Annotated in this window: 25 protein-coding genes and 1 pseudogene; 10 read left to right on the forward strand and 16 right to left on the reverse strand. The window is 41.5% G+C overall.

Annotated elements, in window-relative coordinates; translation table 11 throughout:
- Both F607_RS0115220 and F607_RS0115225 read left to right on the forward strand, forming a co-directional pair.
- On the forward strand, window positions 1-240 hold a 240-nt coding region (locus F607_RS0115220), incomplete at its 5' end, for a transposase (protein ID WP_157365489.1).
- Window positions 241-448: 208 nt separating this feature from the next.
- Window positions 449-1252 carry a substrate-binding periplasmic protein gene (locus tag F607_RS0115225; protein WP_027708774.1) on the forward strand — a complete coding sequence of 268 codons (804 nt, stop codon included), beginning with the start codon at window positions 449-451 and terminating at the stop codon, window positions 1250-1252.
- Between the two features lie 58 nt (window positions 1253-1310).
- Here F607_RS0115225 and F607_RS29970 read toward each other — a convergent pair whose 3' ends face one another.
- From F607_RS29970 to F607_RS35800, 3 genes are all read right to left on the reverse strand, one after another.
- Window positions 1311-2297 (reverse strand): homoserine kinase, encoded by a 987-nt coding sequence (locus tag F607_RS29970; RefSeq protein ID WP_051311529.1) that lies wholly within the window; start codon window positions 2295-2297, stop codon window positions 1311-1313.
- A 23-nt stretch (window positions 2298-2320) separates the two neighbouring features.
- Window positions 2321-2611, reverse strand: coding sequence for a DUF2782 domain-containing protein (locus F607_RS0115235; protein WP_027708775.1), 291 nt, complete (start codon window positions 2609-2611; stop codon window positions 2321-2323).
- A gap of 318 nt (window positions 2612-2929) precedes the next feature.
- The gene (locus F607_RS35800) at window positions 2930-3055 is read right to left on the reverse strand and encodes a hypothetical protein (protein ID WP_268967641.1); all 126 of its coding nucleotides are present in this window, start codon (window positions 3053-3055) and stop codon (window positions 2930-2932) included.
- Window positions 3056-3100: 45 nt separating this feature from the next.
- Here F607_RS35800 and polA point away from each other — a divergent pair, with 45 nt between their 5' ends.
- A complete protein-coding gene (polA, locus tag F607_RS0115245) occupies window positions 3101-5830 on the forward strand; it encodes a DNA polymerase I (protein ID WP_027708776.1) in 2730 nt (909 codons plus the stop codon).
- A gap of 259 nt (window positions 5831-6089) precedes the next feature.
- Here polA and yihA read toward each other — a convergent pair whose 3' ends face one another.
- Window positions 6090-6716 (reverse strand): ribosome biogenesis GTP-binding protein YihA/YsxC, encoded by a 627-nt coding sequence (gene yihA / locus F607_RS0115250; RefSeq protein ID WP_027708777.1) that lies wholly within the window; start codon window positions 6714-6716, stop codon window positions 6090-6092.
- Window positions 6717-7164: 448 nt separating this feature from the next.
- Here yihA and F607_RS0115255 point away from each other — a divergent pair, with 448 nt between their 5' ends.
- Window positions 7165-7776 (forward strand): c-type cytochrome, encoded by a 612-nt coding sequence (locus tag F607_RS0115255; RefSeq protein ID WP_027708778.1) that lies wholly within the window; start codon window positions 7165-7167, stop codon window positions 7774-7776.
- Window positions 7777-7873: 97 nt separating this feature from the next.
- Here the strand turns inward: F607_RS0115255 and aguB are convergent, their stop codons facing one another.
- From aguB to speD, 4 genes are all read right to left on the reverse strand, one after another.
- Entirely contained in the window at window positions 7874-8743 is an 870-nt protein-coding gene (gene aguB / locus F607_RS0115260; RefSeq protein WP_027708779.1) for an N-carbamoylputrescine amidase, read from the reverse strand.
- A 7-nt stretch (window positions 8744-8750) separates the two neighbouring features.
- Window positions 8751-10655: a biosynthetic arginine decarboxylase gene (gene speA, locus F607_RS0115265; RefSeq protein WP_038291526.1), complete on the reverse strand. Its 1905-nt coding sequence runs from the start codon at window positions 10653-10655 to the stop codon at window positions 8751-8753.
- Between the two features lie 82 nt (window positions 10656-10737).
- Window positions 10738-11619, reverse strand: a complete 882-nt coding sequence (speE, locus tag F607_RS0115270; RefSeq protein WP_084611266.1) for a polyamine aminopropyltransferase — start codon at window positions 11617-11619, stop codon at window positions 10738-10740.
- Window positions 11620-11645: 26 nt separating this feature from the next.
- Window positions 11646-12113 (reverse strand): adenosylmethionine decarboxylase, encoded by a 468-nt coding sequence (speD, locus tag F607_RS0115275; RefSeq protein ID WP_027708782.1) that lies wholly within the window; start codon window positions 12111-12113, stop codon window positions 11646-11648.
- Window positions 12114-12848: 735 nt separating this feature from the next.
- Here speD and F607_RS29975 point away from each other — a divergent pair.
- From F607_RS29975 to F607_RS32930, 3 genes are all read left to right on the forward strand, one after another.
- Window positions 12849-13562, forward strand: a complete 714-nt coding sequence (locus F607_RS29975; protein ID WP_051311530.1) for a thiol:disulfide interchange protein DsbA/DsbL — start codon at window positions 12849-12851, stop codon at window positions 13560-13562.
- Window positions 13563-13641: 79 nt separating this feature from the next.
- Window positions 13642-14520, forward strand: a complete 879-nt coding sequence (locus F607_RS0115285) for an endonuclease/exonuclease/phosphatase family protein (RefSeq protein ID WP_027708783.1) — start codon at window positions 13642-13644, stop codon at window positions 14518-14520.
- Window positions 14521-14679: 159 nt separating this feature from the next.
- Entirely contained in the window at window positions 14680-16512 is a 1833-nt protein-coding gene (locus F607_RS32930) for a GGDEF domain-containing protein (RefSeq protein WP_051311531.1), read from the forward strand.
- Window positions 16513-16652: 140 nt separating this feature from the next.
- Here F607_RS32930 and F607_RS0115295 read toward each other — a convergent pair whose 3' ends face one another.
- From F607_RS0115295 to F607_RS0115305, 3 genes are read right to left on the reverse strand one after another with little or no spacing between them, the layout of a single operon-like run.
- Entirely contained in the window at window positions 16653-17207 is a 555-nt protein-coding gene (locus F607_RS0115295) for a hypothetical protein (protein WP_027708784.1), read from the reverse strand.
- A 46-nt stretch (window positions 17208-17253) separates the two neighbouring features.
- Window positions 17254-17877, reverse strand: a complete 624-nt coding sequence (locus F607_RS0115300; RefSeq protein ID WP_027708785.1) for an NUDIX domain-containing protein — start codon at window positions 17875-17877, stop codon at window positions 17254-17256.
- Window positions 17878-17917: 40 nt separating this feature from the next.
- The gene (locus tag F607_RS0115305) at window positions 17918-18502 is read right to left on the reverse strand and encodes an adenylyltransferase/cytidyltransferase family protein (protein ID WP_027708786.1); all 585 of its coding nucleotides are present in this window, start codon (window positions 18500-18502) and stop codon (window positions 17918-17920) included.
- Between the two features lie 503 nt (window positions 18503-19005).
- On the opposite strand from F607_RS0115305, the gene F607_RS0115310 reads away from it, so the two are divergent.
- Both F607_RS0115310 and F607_RS0115315 read left to right on the forward strand, forming a co-directional pair.
- Window positions 19006-19779 carry an EAL domain-containing protein gene (locus tag F607_RS0115310; protein ID WP_027708787.1) on the forward strand — a complete coding sequence of 258 codons (774 nt, stop codon included), beginning with the start codon at window positions 19006-19008 and terminating at the stop codon, window positions 19777-19779.
- Between the two features lie 462 nt (window positions 19780-20241).
- Window positions 20242-20607: a VOC family protein gene (locus F607_RS0115315; RefSeq protein ID WP_027708788.1), complete on the forward strand. Its 366-nt coding sequence runs from the start codon at window positions 20242-20244 to the stop codon at window positions 20605-20607.
- 199 nt (window positions 20608-20806) lie between these two features.
- Here the strand turns inward: F607_RS0115315 and F607_RS29985 are convergent, their stop codons facing one another.
- The gene (locus F607_RS29985) at window positions 20807-21529 is read right to left on the reverse strand and encodes a helix-turn-helix transcriptional regulator (RefSeq protein WP_038291527.1); all 723 of its coding nucleotides are present in this window, start codon (window positions 21527-21529) and stop codon (window positions 20807-20809) included.
- A gap of 4 nt (window positions 21530-21533) precedes the next feature.
- The gene (locus F607_RS0115325) at window positions 21534-22292 is read right to left on the reverse strand and encodes a M15 family metallopeptidase (RefSeq protein WP_038291528.1); all 759 of its coding nucleotides are present in this window, start codon (window positions 22290-22292) and stop codon (window positions 21534-21536) included.
- 180 nt (window positions 22293-22472) lie between these two features.
- On the opposite strand from F607_RS0115325, the gene F607_RS0115330 reads away from it, so the two are divergent.
- On the forward strand, window positions 22473-22940 hold the full coding sequence (locus F607_RS0115330; RefSeq protein WP_027708790.1) for an Hsp20 family protein: 468 nt from the start codon (window positions 22473-22475) through the stop codon (window positions 22938-22940).
- A 193-nt stretch (window positions 22941-23133) separates the two neighbouring features.
- Here the strand turns inward: F607_RS0115330 and F607_RS32935 are convergent, their stop codons facing one another.
- From F607_RS32935 to F607_RS34685, 3 genes and pseudogenes are all read right to left on the reverse strand, one after another.
- On the reverse strand, window positions 23134-23616 hold the full coding sequence (locus F607_RS32935) for a hypothetical protein (protein WP_051311532.1): 483 nt from the start codon (window positions 23614-23616) through the stop codon (window positions 23134-23136).
- Between the two features lie 2 nt (window positions 23617-23618).
- Window positions 23619-23789, reverse strand: a complete 171-nt coding sequence (locus tag F607_RS34145) for a hypothetical protein (protein ID WP_157365490.1) — start codon at window positions 23787-23789, stop codon at window positions 23619-23621.
- A 78-nt stretch (window positions 23790-23867) separates the two neighbouring features.
- A pseudogene (locus F607_RS34685) lies at window positions 23868-24089 on the reverse strand (IS1595 family transposase); the annotation flags it as partial.

The raw sequence follows: 24089 nt of genomic DNA on the forward strand, positions 1-24089 counted from the left end.
AATCCAGTCGTTGAATGGGTAAAAGAGTCCCATGAAATCACTCGTAGCATAATACTTGAGGTCGTTGAAAAAGCGGGTAAAGGGTTTAATGTTGTAAAAAAACGCTGGGTTGTTGAGCGTACTTTTTCATGGTTAATCAACTATAGGCGTCATTCTAAAGATTATGAAGTTTTAACGAGAAATAGTGAGGCAATGATTCACATTGCTATGCTGCATATTTTAGTCAAAAGAGTTGCTTAAATTTTGATTTTTAAGACACCTTCTAATATCTAGAGGTAGCCTGTTTCACTACAAATAGAAAGGGTTATGGGATGACTGCTTGTTTAAAAATAGCAGTATAACCCCAACAAAGGGTATCCCTTCATAAGAGATATATCCTTCGTCTTGGGTATATATAAAGGCTTTTGGGCATTGTAAAAGAAGAGCTTCTGGAGGTTGTTCTCAAAAGATGATTTTCTTAAGAACATTGTATTTGATTGCCTCAGCAGCCTCACTGAGTGTAAGTGCTCAACAAACAAACTTAGCAGGTCAAACAATACACTTCTGTGGTGACGGTGCAGAATGGCCACCCTACCACTTCTGGAAGCGTGTAAATGGTGAAAAAACGAAAGAAATTACTGGCTATGATGTTGACATCATTACCGAAATTTTATCAAAGCATCAAATAAAGGCTGCATTTTTTCTTCCACCTTGGAAACGTTGCCTGCTTGAAGTAGAAAAAAACACTAAGTACCAGGTCGCGCTAAGCTCTTCCTATAGTGATACCAGGAATACGCTTTTTTTATATAGCAACTCTTACTATTCGATTACACCTAAGTTTTTCTATTCAACAAAAAGGTATCCAAATGGTCCACCTATTATTGATTCAGTAAAACAGCTTCTGAGCTATGAAGTCTGTGGACTACACTCCTATAACTATACTGGTTTTGCAGAAGGTATTCGAAACGAAGATATTAATATGATCGCTAAAAAATTCGATCAGGTGATATCTTTGACACTTAAAAATCGATGCGACCTCTTTTTAGCGCGTTATGAAATTCTCTCTGGCTTTGCGAGCATTGGTGAAGACTATCTGAGTAGCGGTGATATTAAGGCAATGCCTATACCTCATGGCAAATCAGACCCTTTTTATTTGTTGATATCCAGACAGTTTAAGTACGCTTATGAACTTAAGGGGATTTTAGATGAAGGCTTTGCTGAATTAGAAAGGACAGGAAAAATGCAACTTTTTTTAGATAAGTATATAAAGTAAAATATTGTCATTTAAGTTGCTGTGGGCAACCTCTACCCACAGCGACATAAATGACACGTCAGTTCGGCAAGACCAATAAATGAGCGTTATCATAATGGCTTAGCATAAGATCTCTCATCTCATCAGGATTTTTACTATTAACAACAGGATTGTCTGCCGTACTATGAGAGGAGTTTTCCTCAGGGTGAGCAAAGGTAATCAACCTTGAAACCCAAAATCGAAATGCTGCAAACTGCAATATAACTGGCCATGCAGTTCGTTCTTCCTTAGTAAAAGGTCGAACGTCATGGTAGGCTTTTAATAATGCATTTGTTTTAACTTCATCCAATACTAAACTATCTTGCCGACACCAGTCGTTAACGGTTACAGCAATATCGTATAGCCAATAGTCGTAGCAGGCATTATAAAAATCTATGATTCCTGTAATACGATCCCCAGTAAATAACGCATTATCATGAAATAAGTCACCGTGAATAATGCCTTGGGGGATATTCACCGAATCAAAAAACTGTTGGAAACGTTTTAACTGCTTGTTAAGTAACTCAGCATTATCAGAGGAAACTAAGGGTGTTAGACGCTCAACTTGAGTAGCCAACCAAGCTATTCCACGCTGATTTTCTTGTTTAAGCGGGCAATCAGTCGCAGCCTGATGAATCTTACCTAACATTTCACCAATAGCATGGCACTGTTCATGATTAGGGATAGGACTATGCTTTCCTGCAAGACACACCTGTAGTAACGAAGGTTTACCATGTAAGTCATGCAATGCTTGATTTGAAACATCTCTTAATGACTTTGGTACAGGTAGCGCTTTGTCAGCCAACAAATCAGTCAGACTGACAAAAAAAGGCATTACATCATGGGGTAAATATTCAAAAATAGTTAAAACATAACGAGTTGTATTATCATTGCACTTTAAATCAACAAAATAATTGGTATTTTCAACACCAGCAGCAATGCCTTCATAGTGTACTAACTTCCCTAATGAATATTTACTAATAAAGTGTTCAACTTCAGTTTGGCTCAGGTGTGTATAGACCGACATAACTACTGCTCAAAAAAATTGACTTACCACTCTAAAATTTTCCAAGAAGGAATAAGCATCTCGGGACGATCAGTTCGAATATAATTACCTTCACCATCAGCAGCCACAAGAAAATAAGGCTTGCCTATCTTAGGTACAACTTTGATTGCGTACACAAAGCCATTGTGACGGTACTCATGAATAATTTTATCCTTACTTTCACGAATCACAACATCATTGCTAGGTCTTATTGGCTCATCTTCAGCAATCACTGCAGTATTCACAGCGCCAGTAAAGCAAAACGCAAGTAAAGCTTTAATGAGTAAACGTTTCATAGGTTACTCCACACGTTATATTGATATTCCTGTAGGGTGACATGAGTGTCATTGGACCACTAAGTATAAGCGTATCACTTTATAAACGTCACCTACTGCAGATCAAACCACTGGGTATGCAACACCTATTCTGTTAACACACTCAATAACTCATACAACACTCAATGGATTTTAAACCCAAAACTAAGGGTACAGCTGATTATCACAAATAATATACCTATAGCGAAGGATATATCTCAGAAATCAAAAACACTTCTGCAAAGAACCACATATTGCAATAAGCGTATTGCGGGTATCGTATATATTTGATGTCCTTACTTAAGTAAAATTGGCCTCTTTTGCCAACCATTCAGTGTGTGCCACAATATATAGCCACCACAGTGTATAGCCAGTAAGAATGGTATAACGAGTATGAAGGGTGTTACACGCTTCATTAATGCACATGAATGTACTCTCCTCATCCATTATTAACGATCACTAATTGAATCAATGACCACGCAAACGACCAAAAAACCACTTGTTCTTGTTGATGGCTCTTCTTACTTATTTAGAGCTTTTCATGCCATGCCAGCTTTGACCAACTCTTCTGGGGAGCCAACGGGGGCAGTTCGCGGTGTAATTAGTATGATTCGCCGTTTACAAAAGGATTATCCCAATAGTTCTGTGGTGGTCATTTTTGATGCAAAAGGCCCTACATTTCGCAATGAAATATATGCTGACTATAAAGCACATCGCCCGCCTATGCCTGACGAGCTTCGGCTACAAATAGAGCCTATTCACCAAATTATTAAAGCAATGGGCTTACCCTTACTGGTTATTGACGGGGTTGAAGCTGACGATGTTATTGGGACTCTCGCCAATGAAGCAACCTCAAAAGGTATTGAAGTTATCGTATCAACTGGGGATAAAGACCTAGCTCAGTTAGTCAGTCAGCATGTGACGTTGATTAACACAATGAACGACCGTACTACTACTGTTGAAAGCCTTCAGGAAAAGTTTGGCTTTGGTCCCGAACTGTTTATAGATTATCTTGCACTGATGGGCGACAAGGTCGATAACATTCCAGGTGTTCCTGGGGTAGGAGACAAAACAGCGCTCGCTTTATTACAGGGGTTAGGCAGTCTAGATAGTATTTATCAACAGCTGGACCGAATTGCTGGGCTAAATTTTCGTGGCTCAAAAAGCATGGCGAAAAAACTCGACGAGTACAAAGAACAAGCCTACTTATCCAGAACCTTGGCAACAATTAAAACAGATGTAGACCTCCCTATATCCCTTGAAACAATTAATATAAAAGACGCTGATAACGAAGCGTTGATAGCACTTTTTACCCAACTGGAATTTAAAGGCTGGCTTGAGGAGCTACTTGGCAATCAGCAACAAGAAGCACCAGCAGAAAGCAAGCAAGCCCCTGCCAACTATCAAACAATTTACACCAAAAAAGACTTCCAAGACTGGTTAGATCGACTGAAAAAAGCACCAATAATTGCATTTGATACCGAGACTACCAGCTTAAACTATATGGATGCAGAAATTGTCGGTGTGTCATTTGCGGTGCAAGCAGGTGAGGCTGCCTATGTGCCTGTGGCTCATACTTACCCTGGTTGTCCTGACCAATTAGATCGTGACTGGGTACTCTCTCAGCTAAAGCCTTTGTTAGAAGCTGAAAAACCAGGCAAAGTGGGTCAAAACCTTAAATACGACATGAGCGTCTTAGCTCGATATGATATCGAGTTACAAGGCATTGCCGCTGACACTATGCTGGAATCTTACGTACTAAATTCCACAGCAACACGACATGATATGGACAGCTTAGCGCTCAAATACCTAGGCTATAAAACAACCCACTATGAAGAAGTTGCAGGCAAAGGCGCAAAACAAATCACCTTTGACCAGGTTGGCATTGAGCAGGCTGCACCCTATGCAGCAGAAGACGCCGATATTACACTGCAACTGCATCATACACTGAAGCCAAAACTAGAAGCAGAATCTAAACTGGCATCACTTTGTGATTCGGTTGAAAAGCCTCTGATATCAGTACTGTCTCGAATGGAGCGCCATGGTGCGCTTATAGATTGTGGATTGTTAAACAAGCAATCAACAGAGCTGGCTAAACGATTGACCGAGTTAGAACAGCAAGCCTATGATGCTGCCGGGCAAACATTTAATCTTGGCTCGCCGAAACAGTTACAAGAAATATTTTTTGAAAAACTCAAGCTACCTGTTATTAAAAAGACACCCAAGGGTCAACCTTCTACTGCTGAACCTGTTTTGCAGGAGCTTGCGCTGGACTACCCCTTACCCAAGCTTATTTTAGAGTATCGAGGTCTCAGTAAGTTAAAATCAACTTATACTGACCGGCTTCCAGAACAGATTAATCCCCATACTGGTCGTGTTCATACATCATTCCATCAAGCGGTTACGGCAACTGGGCGTCTTTCGTCTTCTGATCCTAACTTACAAAATATTCCTATTCGCTCAGCAGAAGGCCGACGAATTCGTCAGGCGTTTATTGCTCCAGAAAGCTACAAAATTGTTTCAGCCGATTACTCACAAATTGAGTTACGCATCATGGCACATCTGTCTGCCGACAGTGGTTTAAAAAATGCGTTTGCACATGGCATGGATGTCCATAAAGCCACCGCAGCAGAAGTATTTGGCGTACCTCACGAACAAGTCACTGACAACCAACGGCGCAATGCTAAAGCCATTAACTTTGGCTTGATTTATGGTATGTCTGCTTTTGGACTCGCCAAACAGCTGGGTATTTCTCGGCAATCTGCCCAAGAGTACATTGACCTTTATTTTGAGCGATATCCAGGGGTGTTGAATTACATGGAGTCAATCCGTCAACAAGCGGCTGACCAAGGTTATGTTGAAACGTTAATGGGCCGCCGTTTATACCTGCCAGAAATTCGCTCACGTAATGCAATCCAACGCAAGGCTGCTGAGCGAACCGCCATCAATGCACCGATGCAAGGCACAGCTGCAGATATTATCAAACAAGCCATGATCGCCGTTAATCAATGGCTGATGATGGAAGACGTTAAAGCCAGCATGATTATGCAAGTACACGATGAGCTGGTATTTGAAGTTCAGCAAGACCACGTGGCACTTCTCACCGAAAACATTAAGTCACTGATGGAAAAAACCACACAACTCGATGTTCCCTTACTAGTAGAAGTGGGTATCGGAAACAACTGGGATGAAGCGCACTAACGTGCGTTTCATAAAAACTCTGTGCTAACTCTACACATTTTTATACCGTTTATCGGGGGAAATATTTTTCTTCCAAAAAGAGGAACTTCTACCAACAGGCTTAGTCTTATCAATTAAGCGGTCGTGATGACTGACTTAACTACTCCTTATGTGTTTAGTGTTGGCACTTCCTCCGTTAAGCCCCCAAGTTAGCGGAGTCTATGAAAGCTCCAGTTGCTGATCTCCCCCAAGTAACTGGAGCATTTTTTATGGACTTCTATTAATTCTTTTCATCCAACAACCAAGTAGACAACTGCTGCTTTAACTCATCAACTCCCATCTTATTTAAAGAAGAAAACAACTGTAGCGTAACAAGATTGCCAAAAGGCTTTAACTCACGTTGTACTTTCAACGCAGCTTGTTTGGCGGCTCCAAATTTTAACTTGTCACTTTTCGTCAGCAGGATATGAACAGGCTTTTGGTAGAACTCAGCCCACTCCAGCATAATTTGGTCAAACTCTTTTAGTGGATGGCGAATATCCATCAATAGTATTAAACCAATCAGCGAGTCACGCTTTTGTAGGTAATTTTCAAGGTGCTGCTGCCACTCAGCTTTCACTGCCTCAGGAACTTTTGCATAACCATAGCCAGGTAAATCCACTAAACGAAGTGTTTCAGTAAGACTAAAAAAATTGATTAGCTGAGTTCGACCGGGCGTTTTACTGGTTCGAGCCAGTTTCTTTGAGCCAGTTAATGCATTCAGTGCGCTAGACTTGCCCGCATTGGACCGTCCAGCAAACGCAACCTCACGGCCAACATCCTCAGGACATTGTGATAACTTGGCTGCACTTTTAATAAAGGAAGTTTGCTCAAAATTCAGGGGGTGTTGAGACTGTTCTGGACTCATACGTTTCTCAGTTAATAACAAGTTTCAAAGCTTTTCGGCACATTCTATTGATCTTATCCTAACACTCCATAGCTGAATAATATCCCGAAAAATAATACCTATTTGAAGACCGTTGTTGTATGTACGTTCCCGTTAAGTTGCAGATTAGTGTATAATCCATCCGCCAAGGCGTAAGCCACTATAAAATAATGTAATTTACGCGTATTATTCGACTTCCTGCAAGCTTACCCTCAGCGATGTAGTTGTTTAGTAAGATTGTCAAACGCTGACAAAACCACTTAACACCTAACCGCGACGGGTAAAAGTCAGCTGTTGTGTGAGATTTTTTTAACACGCCATACAGCCATAGTCATACAGAGCAGGTGAGATCAATAAACAAGGCGGCCTGTAATGTATTAGCATTATAGGGATAAATAAACACTACGACTTGCTGGTACTGGATTAGCTGATGAAAAGAGTACTTTTTTTTAGCTGCATATTGACGATGGGGGTAACGGGTCTAGTTCACGCAGCTGAAGGTGATGTCACGGCAGGAAAAGCAAAATCAGCGGTATGTTCTGCTTGCCACGGTGCCACAGGCATCAGTGCTGCCCCAAACTTTCCTCACCTTGCTGGACAAGGACAACGCTACCTGCTTAAACAACTTATAGATGTTAAGTCAGGTGCGCGCAGTATTCCTGAAATGACTGGCTTTGTTGCTAGTTTATCTGAACAGGATATGGCCGATATTGCAGCTTATTATGCTTCACAACCCCCCCCTGTTGGCGCAGCAAAGGCAGACAAAGTTGCCTTAGGTGAACGTATTTACCGAGCAGGCCATAAAGAAAAAGGCATCCCTGCTTGTAATGCTTGTCATTCACCTACGGCTAAAGGCAATGAATTAGCAGGCTTCCCAATGTTATCTGGACAGTTTGCTGACTACACAGCCAAACAGCTTAGAGATTTTCGTGAAGGTGAGCGAACCAATGATGGTGATACGAAAATCATGCGCACTATTGCAGAAAAGCTAAGCAATAAAGAGGTTGATGCCGTTTCAAGTTATGTACAAGGCTTGCGATAACATTTTATGTAAAGCCCCAGATTCATATCTTTTTAGCAAAAATAAACCCGGCATCAGCCGGGTTTATTTTTTAGCTGTATAAATGACCTTTTAACGGCTAGTTACCATCAAAACCTGAGATTGCCCCATAAAACTCAGGACGACGATCCCGAAACAGTCCCCAGCTCTGTCTTGCTAAAGCCGCATCATCCAAATTAACCGTCGTTATAACTGTATGCTCTTGCACCCGATCAGCTTGTGCTAATACTTCTCCGGTATAACCAGTGATAAAAGAGCTACCGTAATAAGTAGAATTAAATGATGAGGCTGGCTCTTGACCTACTCGATTGGCAGCAATAACAGGCACCATATTTGCCGCACTATGTCCTTGCATGGTTCGTTGCCAGTGGGCTTGTGAGTCCAGTGTCGGATCTTGTGGCTCATCACCAATAGCCGTTGGGTAAAGTAGAGCTTCAGCACCCTGCAGTACCATGACTCGAGCAGCTTCAGGAAACCACTGATCCCAGCAAATACCCACACCTAAACACCCATACTGCGTTGACCAAACTTTAAACCCAGTGTCACCAGGAGAAAAATAATACTTCTCCTGATAGCCTGGACCATCAGGTATATGGCTTTTCCGATAAATGCCCATGATCTCACCTGAGGCATCGATCATTGCTAACGAATTAAAATAGCTTTGCCCTGCACGCTCAAAAAAGCTAATAGGTAACACCACCTTAAGCTGCTTAGCCAATTTAGACATGTGCTGCAGTAAGTCACTATCCTTGGCCGTCTGCGCTTGTTTAAAAAACTCAGGCTTTTGCTCTTTACAAAAATAGTGTCCTGCAAATAGCTCTGGTAGCAGAATAACTTGTGCATCCTGTTTTGCAGCCGCTGTTACCAATGTTGAAGCATATTCAACATTTTTCGCATAATCATCACTGCATGCCATCTGAATGGCCGCAAATGTCACCAAACGACTCATGGCGTAATCACTCTTCTAAGTACGTATAGCCAGTAATTCCCTGGCACAGCTCACTTAATAAACGCGCCTGCTCTTCCGCCGCAAGGTTAGACTGCTCCAGTTGCCTTTGGTAGGAACTCATAAGCGCATCCGGTTGTTGATCAACATATCTCAACATGTTTTCAACAGTGTCACCGTGTTTAATTTGTTCAACCTGATAATTCCCCTGCTCATCAACACGCACAGAAACAGAATCAGTATCCCCAAACAGGTTGTGCATATCTCCCAGGATTTCCTGATAAGCTCCCACCAGAAAAAAGCCAAGCAAATAGGGCTTATCTGCCTTATAGCTAGGAAGTGGCAGGGTTGACTCCAAGCCTTGGCCATCCACATATTGCTTAATCATTCCATCAGAGTCACAGGTAATATCCTGAATCACCCCGCGAACAGCAGGCGCTTGATCAAGGCCTGATAGCGGTAAAATTGGAAAAATTTGTCCTATCCCCCAGGCATCAGGTAACGACTGGAAGAGTGAAAAGTTAACAAAAAACTTATGCATAAGCTTTTCATTAAGCTCATCAATAATGACGCGATGAGCACGATTACGATGATTCAAATACGTCACCAGCTGTGCACAAGTAGCGAAGTGTATTTCTTCCGCCAACGCTCGTTCCTGCAACGTCGTTACACCATGGGTAAATAGTGAGTTCACCTCAGCCATGTCATCCTGAGTGTCATGATAAATTTCAACTAAGGCACGGTCATTTCGACGCTGACTGAGTGTTGAAAAGTCATGCCACATATTATGTAGTAGTTGATGAGCATCATCACTAGGCTCAGCTGGCTGGGAAATGTTTGGTGCCTCAACGCCAATCACATTAGTGATTAATAGCGCATGATGAGCAGTAAGCGCCCGTCCTGATTCAGAAATTAGCCGTGGGTGTGGCAGGTCATGTTCACGACAAATAGTGCTAAAGGCATAGACCACATTATTCGCATACTCCTGCATATTGTAGTTACTGGAGCAGTTACTTTGTGAGCGGGTGCCTTCATAATCAATGCTAAGCCCACCCCCAACATCCACTATTTTAATGGCTGCACCAAGCTGCTGTAGTGCCATAAAAAAGCGTGAGCACTCTCTTAAACCTGACTGAATATCACGAATATGCGCTATTTGACTGCCCATGTGGAAGTGTAATAACTGCAAACAGCCAAGAGCATCATGGGTTTTCAGTTTTTCAACAACATCAAGTACCTGTGCTGCAGATAAGCCAAACTTTGATTTTTCACCACAGGATGTTTCCCACTTGCCTCTACCCTGTGAGGCCAGTTTTGCTCGAACACCAATACGTGGAGTTACATTAAGATCTGCAGCTTCTGATAAAATAAGGTCTAACTCAGAAATTTTTTCAATAACAATATAGACTTGATGACCTATACGCTCACCAATCAAGGCCAGACGAATATACTCCCGATCCTTATAGCCATTACAGATAATGACTGAATTACTCTCTGCCGCAAAACCCAAAACAGTTAATAACTCAGCTTTACTTCCAGCCTCTAATCCCAGTTGTTTGACACTTGTTTCCGCCTGACTTGCCAGCAAGCCTTCAACAACCTGACGGTGCTGATTAACTTTGATAGGGTAAACAGCAACATAATCACCTTCATACTCATACTGTGTTATTGCATTGTTAAATGCATTACACAGTTTGTGTACTTGGTTTTGTAAAATATCATGAAAGCGCACAAGCACTGGGAGGCGGGTATTTTCATGCTGAAGATCAGCCGTTAGCTCAGCTAAATTAACGGAACTTTCTTTCGTTGGGTGAACAATAACATCACCTTGTTCACTTACCGAAAAATAGCCATTACCCCAAAATTGTACATTATACGTGTCTAGCGCATCAGACACAGTCCAATCATTCTTCACTACAAGCCCCTTAATAAAAAAAGGCGGATGGGGTTGAGTACGCAGAACGCGTACTCGTTCTTGGGTAAAGACCTGTGGTCTTTTATTTTACAGCTATTGCATCTAATGCCTGATGGATATACTGCGGCAATGCAAATGACCCACAGTGTATATCAGGGTTGTAATAATGAGTTTGTATATCACTCGCCTTAAATCGTTGTACGATATCCGCCGATGGCTGCTCACGTAGCTGAGTATTATTTGTAGCCCACGCGAAGGTCATGATCCCACCTATGTAAGTAGGTACGGCTGCACTATAAAAGCTCACATCCTTAAAATAAGGTGTTAAACGCTGATATGTGGTAGTCACTTCGCTTAACTGCATATAAGCCACCCCATTTTGGGTCACTAATATGCCACCATCGTTTAAACATCGCTTACAGCCATCATAAAAGCGAGAGCTAAATAAAACCTCACCCGGGCCCACTGGATCAGTTGAGTCAGAAATAATGACATCAAATTGTTCTTGTGTCGTATTAACGAAATCAACACCATCGGCAATCACTAAATGAGTACGAGCATCATCAAATGCACCACTAGAGTGGTTTGGTAAATACTCACGACACATCTCAACCACTTGCTGGTCAATTTCAACCATAGTGACATGCTCTACGTGTGGATGCTTTAGCACTTCTCGTAACATGCCACCATCTCCACCACCAATAATTAACACACGCTTTGCATTACCATGAGCCATTATGGGTACATGAGCCAGCATTTCATGGTAAATAAATTCATCTGCTTCAGTGGTTTGAATAATGCCATCTAATGCCATGACACGGCCAAACACCTTGTTTTCAAAGATAATAAGGTGTTGATGTTCCGTTTTGTTTTCAAATAAAACCTTATCTACCACAAACCCCTGCAAATAATGCTTGTGCAGCGTCTCCAGATAGGTTTCTCTCTGGTCAATCTTTGTCAGCATTTTTAATTCCTAGCGCACCGCGTTACTTACTTAGAGACTTTACCACGCATCAGATCACTCACATCTGTTCTTGTAGGAGTAAAAGCTTGCTCTAGTATGGGAATGGCTTTATGAGGTTCAGCATCACCACACATAAAAACATCAAACGCAGCAAAGTTGCGCTCGGGCCAAGTGTGGACACTGATATGAGACTCTGCCAGGACAGCAACACCAGAAATACCCCCATTTGGAGTAAAGTGATGTAGGTGTATATGAAGCAGTGTTGCGCCTGCAACTTCTACAGCATCACGAAGTGTTTGTTCCATGAGCTGAAGGTCATCAAGCTTGGTAGCTTGCCATAAGTCGATAATAAGATGAGATCCCGCAAATGTTACACCATCTCGTGTAATAAAATGGTCTTGAGCATCAAGGGATTCAGGGTGAAGATTTTCGTGGGTGGGCCAGCAGTCAGTTGTAGTAGGAACAACTTGAGCGTGAGTAAGGGTGTTTGGCATTTAAACAAACTCCAATCAGTTATGTGCACAGCGCATCAGGATGATTAGCTGTGCACCATTAGACCTTTAGAACCATAGGTACCTTCTTTTGTGAATTTCTGTTTTCAGTTAAAGCAATCTTGGGTATCTACCCCATCAGTCAACTCGCCGAGAGCTTCTCGATTGCAAGCTACTTTATATAAGATAGATTAACTCTTAACGAAAACACGTATCTTCAAATAAAATCTTCTTGCAAACTCAGGTAAAACACCTGTTGGCTTTTAAGTAAAAACAAGGGAAACACTGAAAAACCAGGACCAAAGTATCACAGAAAAATTACTCTCTGTGTTAATACCTCGTGTGGTGAAGCCTTCCCTAGAGCATTTGTGTTAGAAGATTTTTCGCGGATTCTAAGCATAATCACTGTAAAATGCGAGTGCTTTTTTCGGTATGAACTTGCTTAATCGCGACACCGCATTAAAACGACAGGTGTTTTATAGCAAATAAAAAACGCGCCCCCCTTTAGCACAAACAAATCGCTAGACAATAAGTGACATAGTAAGAAAGAAAAATGGAACTGCTCCTTTATTGTACCCCTGCTACTATGTCAGACTTTGCAGCGCAAAATACTGCTAAGCGGAAATTTAAGCGATGAAGTACCCTTCTCGCAGAGTATAGTGAGTGAGCTTTTGTAAAGTTTTGTGGTCCAACTCAACCTGAGGCAAACTGAACTCAACTACCAGGAGTGAACGAAGAATGATTAAAAGCTTGTCCCGTTTAATGCTTCCTCTCGTCATCATGCCCGTTATGGCAATGGCTGCTGAAACCTTCCAAGAAGGGAAAGACTATATTGTCTTAGACCAGCCAGTAAAAACCGCTAGTGCTAACAAGGTGAACGTTACAGAAATTTTTACCTATAGCTGCCCTCACTGCTTCAAGCTTGAACCCTATATCAACAAGTGGGCTGAAACACTTCCTGAAGACGTCGAGTTCAAGCAAATACCAGCTGTTACTAAAGGCCTATGGGGTGTGCATGCGCGTCTCTTTTTCACAGTTAATGCTCTAAAATTAGATAAGAACGTGCATGAGGCCATTTTTGAGGCATTTCATAATGAGGGCAATAAGCTTGCTGCCCCAGAAGCCATGGCTAAGTTCCTAACAAAATATGACGTTAACAAGGAAACATTTGAACAAACATTTAACTCTTTTGGTGTGAGCAGCCAAATGAACCTGGCTGCAGCTAAATTTCGTAGTTACCGACTCACTGGCGTACCTGCCGTTTTAGTCAATGGTAAATACCGAATCAATGCTCCAAAAGAAAAGGTCACTGCTGTTGCTGACTTCTTAATTGAAAAAGAAAGAAAGTTACTGCAAGAAAAGGCAGCTCCTGCATCAACAGCCAAAGTTGAAACAAAAGAAGAAGGCAGTGATGAAACAAACGTGAAGTCTTCAGCAGCCAAAGAAGACTAACCAATGGCACAATAGACCTGCTTCCCATTATTAAGACAATTTAATAAGCGCAGCAGGTAGCGCCAGGAATGAGGTTTTTATGCTTCAGACATCCGTTAGAACGTTAAAGCAACTGGTTACTTCCCGAGAGCAAGCCCAGCCTGCACGAGCAAATGTGATGTCTGAAAATACCTTACGGCCACCTGCTGTAGTGTTAAGCAACCGGCTTAGAATGTTGAGCTTTAATATCCAGGTAGGTATTAACACTCAGCACTATCGACACTATGTGACTCGCAGCTGGCAGCATGTTTTACCTTCACAACGCCGTAATGAAAACCTTGATCAAATTGCATACCTGTTAAGAGAGTTTGACCTTGTTGCGCTGCAAGAAGTCGACGGCGGAAGTATTCGCAGCGGTTACATTAATCAGACTGAATACCTGGCACGAAAAGGGCAATTTCCTTATTGGTATCACCAGCTTAACCGAGACCTAGGCCGATTTGCTCAACACAGTAATGGCTTTCTTTGTCGTGCTAACCCCCAGCAAGTTGAAGACCATAAGCTACCAGGTCGCCTTCCTGGTCGCGGTGCAATTGTTGTGCGCCTGGGTAATGAAGAAGAGCATATTATTATCGTCATGATGCACCTCTCATTGAGTCAACGCAGTCGCAATCGCCAGCTTTCCTACATCTGTGACCTTATTGCAGAACATAAACATATCGTCTTAATGGGTGATATGAATACTCATGCAGAGCAGCTACTAGAAAAAACCCCATTACGCTACGGTCATCTGCGACCCGTTCATAATGGTGAGTTTACCTTCCCCAGCTGGCGTCCCTCCCGATCAATAGATCACATCCTTGTCAGTGACAAAATAAAAATAAACGAGGTAAGTGTCCTCAATAAGCGTCTTTCTGATCACTTACCTGTTGCCGTTGAAATAGAGCTACCTTTTGAGCTGACCTTCCCCCAAAAATAAGCCGTTTTAGCCGATAACTTTCCTACCTTAGCCTTTAGGCTCTTCGCTAAGCTGTTATGTTTAAGATTTACCTGCGAATCAGATCAAATGTGCCATGCTTGTAAGGGTGTTAATGGTTCGTGAAGGTTATTGAAAACTAATAAGCCACAGAGCTTTGGCATGAAACAACGCAACAAGTCAGACCATACCAATGAAGAAACTTCTGCTGATGAGGCTCGCTTACGCGCTAAGTACTTAGATGCCTTAGAACAGCTTGATCGCTTGGAGCAACAAGCCACAGGCAGCATTGATCAACTGCGTAAAACCCTGCTCGTCACTATTGTTCTATGTGAGGGTATGGCCAAGCCTTTAGATGAGCAGCTACAAACACTCAAGCAAAGTCTTAGAGGAGAAACACTGCAGCTTAATATCAGCCAGCATGTGGATAATTTTCAGCAGCAAGCAGATCGAGTTATTCAAGCACAGCCTCTTGCCAAATCTTCTGAGGGATTGGAGGTCATCTTCAGACATCTGCGGGATCATCCAGCATTAGCCAGTCAAAATAAAACTATCAAAGAAAATATTAAACAGCTCCAAAAGCAGTCTCTTTTTCTTGCAGAGTTCCCTCACTATATCCAGTCACTAAAAGAGCTGATCACGCAGATTAATGAGCAAGGGGTAAAACATACTGACTCAAAGTACTTGGACACCCCCTCAGAGGAAGAAACAAATGATCGCCCGCTATCATCAAGCACAGATCTTGAAATATCCTCGTCCGTAATTGAACACTTGGACACAGAAGAAAATGTTGTTAGAGAGGCAGAGAGTGATCACTCAGCAAAAACTTCTTTTTGGAAAAAGCTATTTAAGCCATCTGACAAAACCAGCTTACCTAAAGACTCGACACCCCAGCCTGCTGCATCGTTAACAGAAACTAAAAAAGGTTTACAACCAGCAGGTTCTGACAAACAGGAGCAGATGGTCTTTAAGCGAATTGAGTCTTTGCTTAAAGAGTTCATCAACAGGCTACCCGCTGTTGATTCACTTTCTGATGATATTGACCTATTGAAAACCTTGTTAAATCAACCTTTAACTTGGTATGAACTTCTTCCAACACTGGAAAGCTTGACCGCTGTTGTCATTACTGTCATTCATCAAAATAGGGAAGACTTCCAACACTTTTTGCAAGAACTCAATGACCGACTCGGTGATTTTCAGCAACACTTGATACAAGCTCAAGCAGGTATGAGTGCGTCCCTTGATGATATCGCAGCCTTACAGAGCTCCGTTCAGGACAATGTAGGTAGCATTCGCGAATCCATGTCTACAGCTTCAGACCTGCAAAGTTTAAAGCATACTGTCGAAAGCCGCTTAGATAACATCCTTTCTTCTATGGAGCGATACCACCAGCAAACATCAGATCGTACGCAAGTTGCAGATCAGCTTAATGTACTAGTAGAACGCATTGCGAGTATGGAGCAGCATACTAAAGAGCTACAGGCAGACTTAGTGAAAGAACGTGATCGAGCAACCAAAGATCCACTCACCGAGCTGGCGAACAGAGGTGCCTATGAAGAACGCATTCAACTGGAGTATGCTCGATGGAAACGCTATCAAGCACCACTGGTCATATGTATTGCTGATATTGATTTTTTTAAGCGCATTAATGATCAATATGGCCATCTTGCGGGAGATAAGTTACTAAAAATTTTTGCTCAGCTATTAACCAAACGGCTACGCGAAGTTGATTTCGTTGCCAGGTACGGGGGTGAGGAGTTTGTAATCTTAATGTCCAGCACGCCTATTGAAGATGCTCAGCAAGTCATTGAAGTAGTTCGAAAGCTTATTGAGACTACGCCTTTTCATTTTCAACAAAAAGAAGTAGCGGTTACCGCCTCGTTCGGTTTAACGGAATTCAAGCAAGGTGATGACCCTCACAGTGCATTTGCACGTGCTGATGATGCACTTTATAAAGCTAAGCAAAATGGACGCAATCAGTGTTGCATTGGATGATATACTCTTCACGAATGATTTCTAGGTTTTGTTATCTTCTCTCCTCACGCCAATCACCTCTTAATATAGGCTCATGGGGCTTCGTCACTCGATGGTCTCACCTAAAAACCATTCGTATTGGGTATAAAATCTGTGGCGTTTTAATCGGACACTTTAGGCATACTACTCATGAGCGTATTAAGCAATCCTCTTGCAGTATCATAAACAGTATCGCCTGGCTTGCCTGTTCCTGTCCCTGATACTGTCCAAATCACTTCATCGTCATCATCAGCCAAAGAAGTAATCGTCAGAGATAAAGTAACCACGGGTTGAGAGTTTTCCTCTCCCCGTTGCCACTCTGTGATTTCGCCACTGAGGTAATAATCAAATGCTTTCTTACGTGCCCATGCTTTAGCGTTTTGCAAGCGTGCAGCTTCATTCACAAATGAAGCCTCTTTATTGCTAGCAGGCTTTGCAAAATTATTCACCTGTCTTATACCATGAGAAGGCAGTAAAACTGTGATCATGCGTTCTACCTGCTCATCCGCATCCCCTTGATCGGTATAATTAACAAACGGGAGTAATGCCCACCGAGCATCAGCTGAAGGTTGACTCGGTCCAAATAAACCAGACCATGATAATTTTGATAATGAGCACCCTGCAAGCATACCTATCAACAGAGCACACAGCATAAAGCGCAAAGTAGAATAAGCCATCACTCACTCTCTTCTAACAATTGACTTGATGCCACTCAAGGGAAAATCAAGTCTTCAGTGCCTGTTGGCGCAAGTTAGGCAAATTTATCTGCAACCACTGCAGTGCAATAATGGCAGCTGCATTATTAATAACGCCTTTACCTAGCAGCGCAAACGCCTCATCTATTTTAACCACCTGAACACGAATATCCTCCCCTTCTTCTTCCAGACCGTGAATTCCTCCTAGGTTGGAACTGTCTACCAGGCCACAAAATAATGTGAGCTTTTCTGAGCTACCCCCAGGGCTTGATAAGTACTCACAAATGGGCATGAGCTGTTGTACATCACAATTAGCTTCTTCTTTTGCTTCACGACATGCTACGTCTTCCACTGACTCACCTGGAGCGACAAGCCCGGCAACTATTTCCAATAACCACGGCTTGGTATCGGCTACCAATGCGCCAACACGAAATTGTTCTACCAGGACAACACTGTCATGCTGTAAATCCAGTAAAAGTACACCCACTGCCTCAGGCCTTATAAATAGCTCCCTTTGTAAAACAGGGCTCCAGCCTCCTGCAAATAGCTGATGACGAAGCTGGAAGCGGTCAACTTTAAAAAAGCCTGAAAAAACACGTTCTTTTTTAACAACTTCGACACTTGATTGATCAAACGTAGATTGCTCACTCATAAATAAAACCACTTAAAATAGAGGTAACAAGGGTAGAGGCTTAGGCTTGATATAGCTGATGTTGCTGAATGTAATGTAATACGCCAGGCGTCAGTATTTTGCTCAACTGCTGATGTATATGAGTACGCTTTTCATCCTCAGCTTTATAGAAGCTTTGTAGCTTTTCACGTGCTAATGTACTCCGCACCGCTTCCTGTTCTTGCACAACAAATGTTCCCCACTGTTGCTTAATTTCATCAGCCTTATAAAACTTCTGCCAAACCTCAGGCCTTGCGTTGTCTGGCCCAAGAATAAACTGTACCTTGGCGCTGGGAGCATACTGTTCTGACAACAATTTTAGTACATCATAGGTATAGACTGGCTTTTGAGGATGGTTGCTCAACATATCCTGTTCTATACCGCATATCTCAATCTTACAGCTCAGTTTGGGTAAATCTTTTACAAAGCACTTGAGTAGCGCTAGTCGTGAGTGGAAGTCCAGCATCTGTTTATTAAAGGCATGCGCAGCTGCAGGTAACAGCAAAATGGTTGTAAAGTGCGGTGCGGCTTGCTTAATTGCATCCAAGTGACCACATGTGGGTGGGTTAAATGCCGAACCAAATACCCCTATACTGTCCTGAGTCATTCCTACAACCTTTATCTATTAAAGTATATCCACCACGCCAGATATAACTATTTGCTATTAAAATTATGTATCAAGCTGCTTCGACTTAAAGCCTTTCTGCCAAAACATAACAAGCCAACTATGCTCGCAAACACTGTACTGTGTAGCTTCAGAGGCATTAATCGCTGTAAATCTCTGAACTCATCTTAACATTATATAAAGGAATTAAGTTCATTTTGCTAGGTGTATACCGAAATAACTTGGGTATATCTACTAATATGTGGTGACTAGTATTTTGGTAGGATTTGCGCTGTTAAGACACTCCTTAACTTTATGGAATTTCTTCAAACGCCCTAACCCCCCCAATAGTTAGGGCTTTTTTTTGCGCTTAAAAAGTATATGGCATTTTTTTTACAACACCTTTGCCTTAATCTAACTTAAAAGTAGGCGCCTCCCTTAATAAGACGAGCACCTTAGAGATACCTGCCCACTAGCCCCTACCAGACAAAGTATGATGAATTATCATGTCTTCACTGGAATACCAAGGCATCAGGCTTAGGAGTAGCTTCCAGCCAATTATTAATGTCCGTCACCAGCGAGTAGTTGGTTATGAGGCATTTATTCGAGGCACTTCAAGACAACATCAATACAATACAACCAGTCCAACAATACTCTTCAACTTGGCGGCACGACTAGACCAGTTGGCAACCCTTGATCAGCTTTGCCGCTTATCACATTGCGAGTCATTTTCAACGCAAGATGCCACTGATAACTGGCTATTTTTCAAACAAACCGCAGATTTAGTCAAACAAGACATCCTTCACTCATATGCGCTTGAGCAGCTCCTTAAGCAAAGTCTACTGCCGCCTTATCAATTAATTATTGAGTTGAGTAAAAAGACATTCGGCGATGAAATGCTATTAGTGGAGGCAGCCAGCATCTACAAAAACATGGGGTTACTCGTAGCAATTGACGATGTTGAGATTAACAATGTCAGTGCTTACCAGATTGAACGGATAAAACCCGATATCATCAAGCTTAACCTACACAACCACCACGAAACAGCAGGCCAGCATGATGCTAGCCACTTATTTACAGATCTAGTGTCTATTTCAAGTGAAGTTGGTAGCCTCTGTATCGTAAGCACAGTAGAAACGGAAAAGCAGGCAGTTATAGCACTGAGCAGTGGCATTGATTTGCTTCAAGGTAACTTACTCTCAACGCCATCACCCAGCTTATATGCTGGAAGTAGTGGACTTCATCAGCAAGCACAGCAGTTGCAGCATTACCTTTTATAATGACTACACTTGCAGTATTAGTAGGTAAATAGCACAGCGTGTTGCGTAAATCTACGGATTTTGACAAATAACTGGCTAAGCTAGTCTTATCAGACTTATTGAAGTTAACCCCTTTTTGTCTAAGGCAAAGTTAAGTAATATACCCTGACACTTCCCCAACTAAGGTCAGGGTTTTTTTTTGACTGAATCTTATGCCATCATACCTTCAGCGAGTGGCCTTAACGGGGCCAAATAAAGGGCACCTCTAAACTGATCTGGTATCTGTTTTAGGTGTGATGCCGTTGGTGTTAACACAACACCACACTTAACGTACACCGAACACAGTACACTTCCAGTGAAAAAACCCCTTTCATTTCATTTAATGCCTTGTATGCTTGATGACACTTGGGCCGTAAGTAAATTGCAACCTTACGTGATGCAGTATGTCTTTTTGAGGAAACATGATGTGGAGATAAACGGCGAATGTATACCTTGAATGCTGTCAGAATTTTTACCTACAACTTCAACCGAGCATTAGACTTTTACAAGCACCAATTAGGCTTACCGGTTGAAAACGTAAATATGGAGGCACAATTCGCTGTTTTTAATACTGGCGAAACCAAACTGGTTCTTGAAACCATCTCAGGTGACGCTTTGGATAAAAGCCAGTTTATCGGTCGCTTTACTGGCATATCGTTAATTGTCAAAGATATGCGTAAAACATTACGTCGTTTAAAACGAAAACACGTCAAACTACACAGTGCACCTGAAAAGCTAGAAGACGGAGTGAAACTGATTCATGTGTATGACCCAGACCAAAATATTCTGACGTTAGTTTCACCCCACTGACTTTGTTAAGACCGTACTACGTTAAGGCCTTACTACAGGTAAACAAATAACTATACAGTCAGTCAAAATCAGTACTTATCTTCAATACCCTTACCCAAATAAACACGTTAACGAAGCAGACCTAAACCACTTTCTCTACTTTCAGCTGCTTCGTTAGGTTATTCACTTCTCAACTAAGTGAATCAAAACCTGCCTCAGGTTAATCCCTCAGCGTAATAGATAATTGTTGGCAAAATAAACGCTCAGGAATAAGGGCTAAGTAGCCCATACTAATAGCTTGGTCGATAAGGTCTGCTTTGCTTTGAGCATTAAACTTGGTTTTCAGTTGATTAATATAAATTTCTACTGTTCGCGTCGATAAACCTAGTACTTGTGCGACTTCTTTTGCGGTTTTGCCCCTTATCAAGTAAAACAAACACTCTGACTGTCGCTCCGTTAGCTTTACTGCACCATAAGACTTTTCAAGTATATAGCTGGATTGACTGATAAGATTATTTCCTTGAGCAGCTCCCACTTGAATGCGCCCTAGAAGTGTACCAAGCTCAACAGTGGATGCAGATGTAATATCTGCGCCATGAAAAATAGTACCAATTATACAATCATTATCATCAAGTAAAGGGGTTTTAGTAAAGATATAAGCTTTCCACTCGCCACCAGCAAACGGGTGAATATCCAGTACTCTTAACCTTTTATTGGCTGTAATCACTTGCTGATCTTGACGCCGAAACTGCTCTGCACAATTAACCGTATCACAAGGCATATCAAAGTCTGTTCGACCAATAATATCCAAGTGATGATCGAGACCAATTAGTTTTGCATAATCTTCATTGGCATACATAAAGTTAGACTCGGCATCCTTGCATCCCCAGGCACCAGGTAATTGATCAAAAAAACGCGCTAACTTTGGATCAACCTTTTGCACAACCTTACTCCTTTAATGTTTGCACTTCTTGCTCCATTGATGGGTAGTACCAATCCATACCTAACTCATTGGCCCACAAGCAGTCACCTAAATCAAAATGCCACCACTCACAAGAAAAATTAACAAATCCGTATGACTTCATTAAGCCAAATAATAGACGACGATTGTTGCGTATGGTTTGCCATTGTGACTCATTAAACAAGCTTTGGCTATATTCATAAGGTCGTTCAAAATAATCCGTCACAGCACGTGGCGTCTGTTCATCAAACACTGATCCAAAGTTTAATTGCTTCCCCGTATTAATATCGAATAGCGCTAAATCAATAGCACCTCCCGAATTATGAGGAGGAATAGCAAAGCGGGATGGTTCATCAGGATGAGCAACAAATTTCCTGACCTCTGCATTTAGTTCACTTTCAGTCAATGCAGGATAACGACATTGTATTGCCTTTGAAATGGATTCAAAAAGCGAATGCTGCGTTGCTATAGATCGAAAGGCATCAAAAACGATAATCCCCATTGTTTCTGGCAGAACAGTTAATATTGCCTGTAATCGTTTTGCCACCGCCTCCCGGCAATACATATGTTCAGAACAACCGTAATGGCCCTCGTGGAAGTAGCAATTTGCTAACTTTAAGCGTGATGATTGCTTCAGCTCAACGGCACGCTCACATTGTTGTAACTTGATTAGCTGATCTTGATTAATGGTAGGATAATCATGCTCTATCGGTGTATTAATCAACGTTGATAACTTATCATCCATAATCTCTACCCCATCTTACCGATTAAAAAAACAATCCTATACTATCGCTATTTTCTCTCTTGAAAAATAAATAAAAGGCCCTATATTAATTTTTGAGCGTGGCTCACTACGTCTTTTTTAGAGAAGTGTAGTCAACGCTGATTGGTTTTGTTTCGTATCGCTTCTAGAGGAGGATATGCGATGAACTCAATTGATTTTACTCCCCTTTACCGCAGTTCTGTAGGGTTTGATCGGTTAGCTTCGCTGCTTGACTCAGCTTTACATAATGACCATACCAGCAATACTTATCCACCCTACAATATCGAGGTTATTGATGATAACCGTTATACCATTTCTCTGGCTGTAGCGGGTTTCAGCCGAGAAGATCTCGATATTAAAATGGAGCAAGGCGTATTAACCGTAAAAGGTAAAAAAGCTGAAGAAAAAGCAGAAAGAAAGTACCTATACCAAGGTATAGCTAATCGGTCATTCGAGCGCCGTTTCAACCTGGCAGATTTTGTTGAAGTCACCGGCGCTAAGTTAGATAATGGTCTGCTGACCATTAATTTGGTTAGGGAAATACCAGAGGCAATGAAGCCTAAAACCATTGCTATTAATGCTGCTAACAAGGTCTTAGAGCATAAGACTGCTAAAGAAAAAGTAGCTTAATAGTTTTGCCCTCAACAAGGGGTATATACTTCATTACCTTTAGTGTATATAGCTAACCAGCAAGAGGAGTCTTACCTGGCAGTGATACTATATCCTTCACTTTGGGTATAATGTCACTGCCGTTAATGTTTTTTATCTAAAAAACATTAATAGTTTCCTTATAACTAAAGGTTAAAAATAAGCTTACTCAAAATTAAGTATTAATTGTTGCTTCAGATGGAAAAGGATAACGCGCTTTTATTTCTTTTACCTTAGCAATCCATTTGTGTTTTTTTACTTCAGCATTACTTGGATTCGCGATCAAGTCATAATCATATTCATTTTTCAGAGGATCAGCTTCTCTTGTATAATCACTCCTTCGTTTAGCTTTAATACGATCTATTGCTTCATAATACTTATCACTATTATTTTTAATACGCCAAATATTATTATCTAAAATCAGTTCATCATCAAAATCACATACTAATGGTTGCCATGCCGAGTTATGTTGAATAACGTGCTTTATGGCATTTTCGTCTATATAGAATTTTTTATATTGAGACATGCTTACAATGTCTTCACCATCAAAGCGTAAAGTATCTAATTTGTGTTTTTTTAAATAAACAGGTATTTCAATACCATCACAATGCCCTGAAACCGTTCCAATAATTAAGTCTCTATCAATGATTGCTTTCATTTTTACGCTTCCCAACGGACTTTTGCCGACAGCTTACCACTGGTATTATTGCTGTGATCCCAAGCAATAATATTGAAGAATGCATCGTAACGAGTATTAGCCTTACCCACATCACCAAATGCATCAGGGATTATTCCATAGTCTGTTTTTACGTTATCGTCGGGGTCATACATAGATACTACATAACCTCTAGGAGTTCTGGACCAATTAAGTTTAGTTAAATTTAAGGCTCTATATGGATTCCTAGGGGGTTATATCAATAGCTCTATTAGATCATTAAGTAAGCTTTTTCCTCGGCACTTTATATTGTACACAAACTCAAATAATGCTAAATAAAAAGGTAGTTTTTCTTGAGAAATACCTCGATGAGGTCTTAACCATGAGCGTAGTAATGACCAACAACCTTCAATGGTGTTAACATGTACTTCGTGAAAACCATCCCCATCTTCATCACGAGCATACTCCCCTTTCCC

The organism is Zooshikella ganghwensis DSM 15267 (assembly GCF_000428585.1).
GTDB classification, from domain to species: Bacteria; Pseudomonadota; Gammaproteobacteria; order Pseudomonadales; family Zooshikellaceae; genus Zooshikella; species Zooshikella ganghwensis.

Bases quoted from the DNA above. Each gene is read 5' to 3' on its own strand.
- F607_RS0115225 (WP_027708774.1), top strand. From the start codon at position 449: ATGATTTTCTTAAGAACATTGTATTTGATTGCCTCAGCAGCCTCACTG.
- F607_RS29970 (WP_051311529.1), bottom strand. From the start codon at position 2,297: ATGTCGGTCTATACACACCTGAGCCAAACTGAAGTTGAACACTTTATT.
- F607_RS0115235 (WP_027708775.1), bottom strand. From the start codon at position 2,611: ATGAAACGTTTACTCATTAAAGCTTTACTTGCGTTTTGCTTTACTGGC.
- F607_RS35800 (WP_268967641.1), bottom strand. From the start codon at position 3,055: ATGTGCATTAATGAAGCGTGTAACACCCTTCATACTCGTTATACCATT.
- polA (WP_027708776.1), top strand. From the start codon at position 3,101: ATGACCACGCAAACGACCAAAAAACCACTTGTTCTTGTTGATGGCTCT.
- yihA (WP_027708777.1), bottom strand. From the start codon at position 6,716: ATGAGTCCAGAACAGTCTCAACACCCCCTGAATTTTGAGCAAACTTCC.
- F607_RS0115255 (WP_027708778.1), top strand. From the start codon at position 7,165: ATGAAAAGAGTACTTTTTTTTAGCTGCATATTGACGATGGGGGTAACG.
- aguB (WP_027708779.1), bottom strand. From the start codon at position 8,743: ATGAGTCGTTTGGTGACATTTGCGGCCATTCAGATGGCATGCAGTGAT.
- speE (WP_084611266.1), bottom strand. From the start codon at position 11,619: ATGCTGACAAAGATTGACCAGAGAGAAACCTATCTGGAGACGCTGCAC.
- speD (WP_027708782.1), bottom strand. From the start codon at position 12,113: ATGCCAAACACCCTTACTCACGCTCAAGTTGTTCCTACTACAACTGAC.
- F607_RS29975 (WP_051311530.1), top strand. From the start codon at position 12,849: ATGATTAAAAGCTTGTCCCGTTTAATGCTTCCTCTCGTCATCATGCCC.
- F607_RS0115285 (WP_027708783.1), top strand. From the start codon at position 13,642: ATGCTTCAGACATCCGTTAGAACGTTAAAGCAACTGGTTACTTCCCGA.
- F607_RS32930 (WP_051311531.1), top strand. From the start codon at position 14,680: ATGAAACAACGCAACAAGTCAGACCATACCAATGAAGAAACTTCTGCT.
- F607_RS0115295 (WP_027708784.1), bottom strand. From the start codon at position 17,207: ATGGCTTATTCTACTTTGCGCTTTATGCTGTGTGCTCTGTTGATAGGT.
- F607_RS0115300 (WP_027708785.1), bottom strand. From the start codon at position 17,877: ATGAGTGAGCAATCTACGTTTGATCAATCAAGTGTCGAAGTTGTTAAA.
- F607_RS0115305 (WP_027708786.1), bottom strand. From the start codon at position 18,502: ATGACTCAGGACAGTATAGGGGTATTTGGTTCGGCATTTAACCCACCC.
- F607_RS0115310 (WP_027708787.1), top strand. From the start codon at position 19,006: ATGTCTTCACTGGAATACCAAGGCATCAGGCTTAGGAGTAGCTTCCAG.
- F607_RS0115315 (WP_027708788.1), top strand. From the start codon at position 20,242: ATGTATACCTTGAATGCTGTCAGAATTTTTACCTACAACTTCAACCGA.
- F607_RS0115325 (WP_038291528.1), bottom strand. From the start codon at position 22,292: ATGGATGATAAGTTATCAACGTTGATTAATACACCGATAGAGCATGAT.
- F607_RS0115330 (WP_027708790.1), top strand. From the start codon at position 22,473: ATGAACTCAATTGATTTTACTCCCCTTTACCGCAGTTCTGTAGGGTTT.
- F607_RS32935 (WP_051311532.1), bottom strand. From the start codon at position 23,616: ATGAAAGCAATCATTGATAGAGACTTAATTATTGGAACGGTTTCAGGG.
- F607_RS34145 (WP_157365490.1), bottom strand. From the start codon at position 23,789: ATGTATGACCCCGACGATAACGTAAAAACAGACTATGGAATAATCCCT.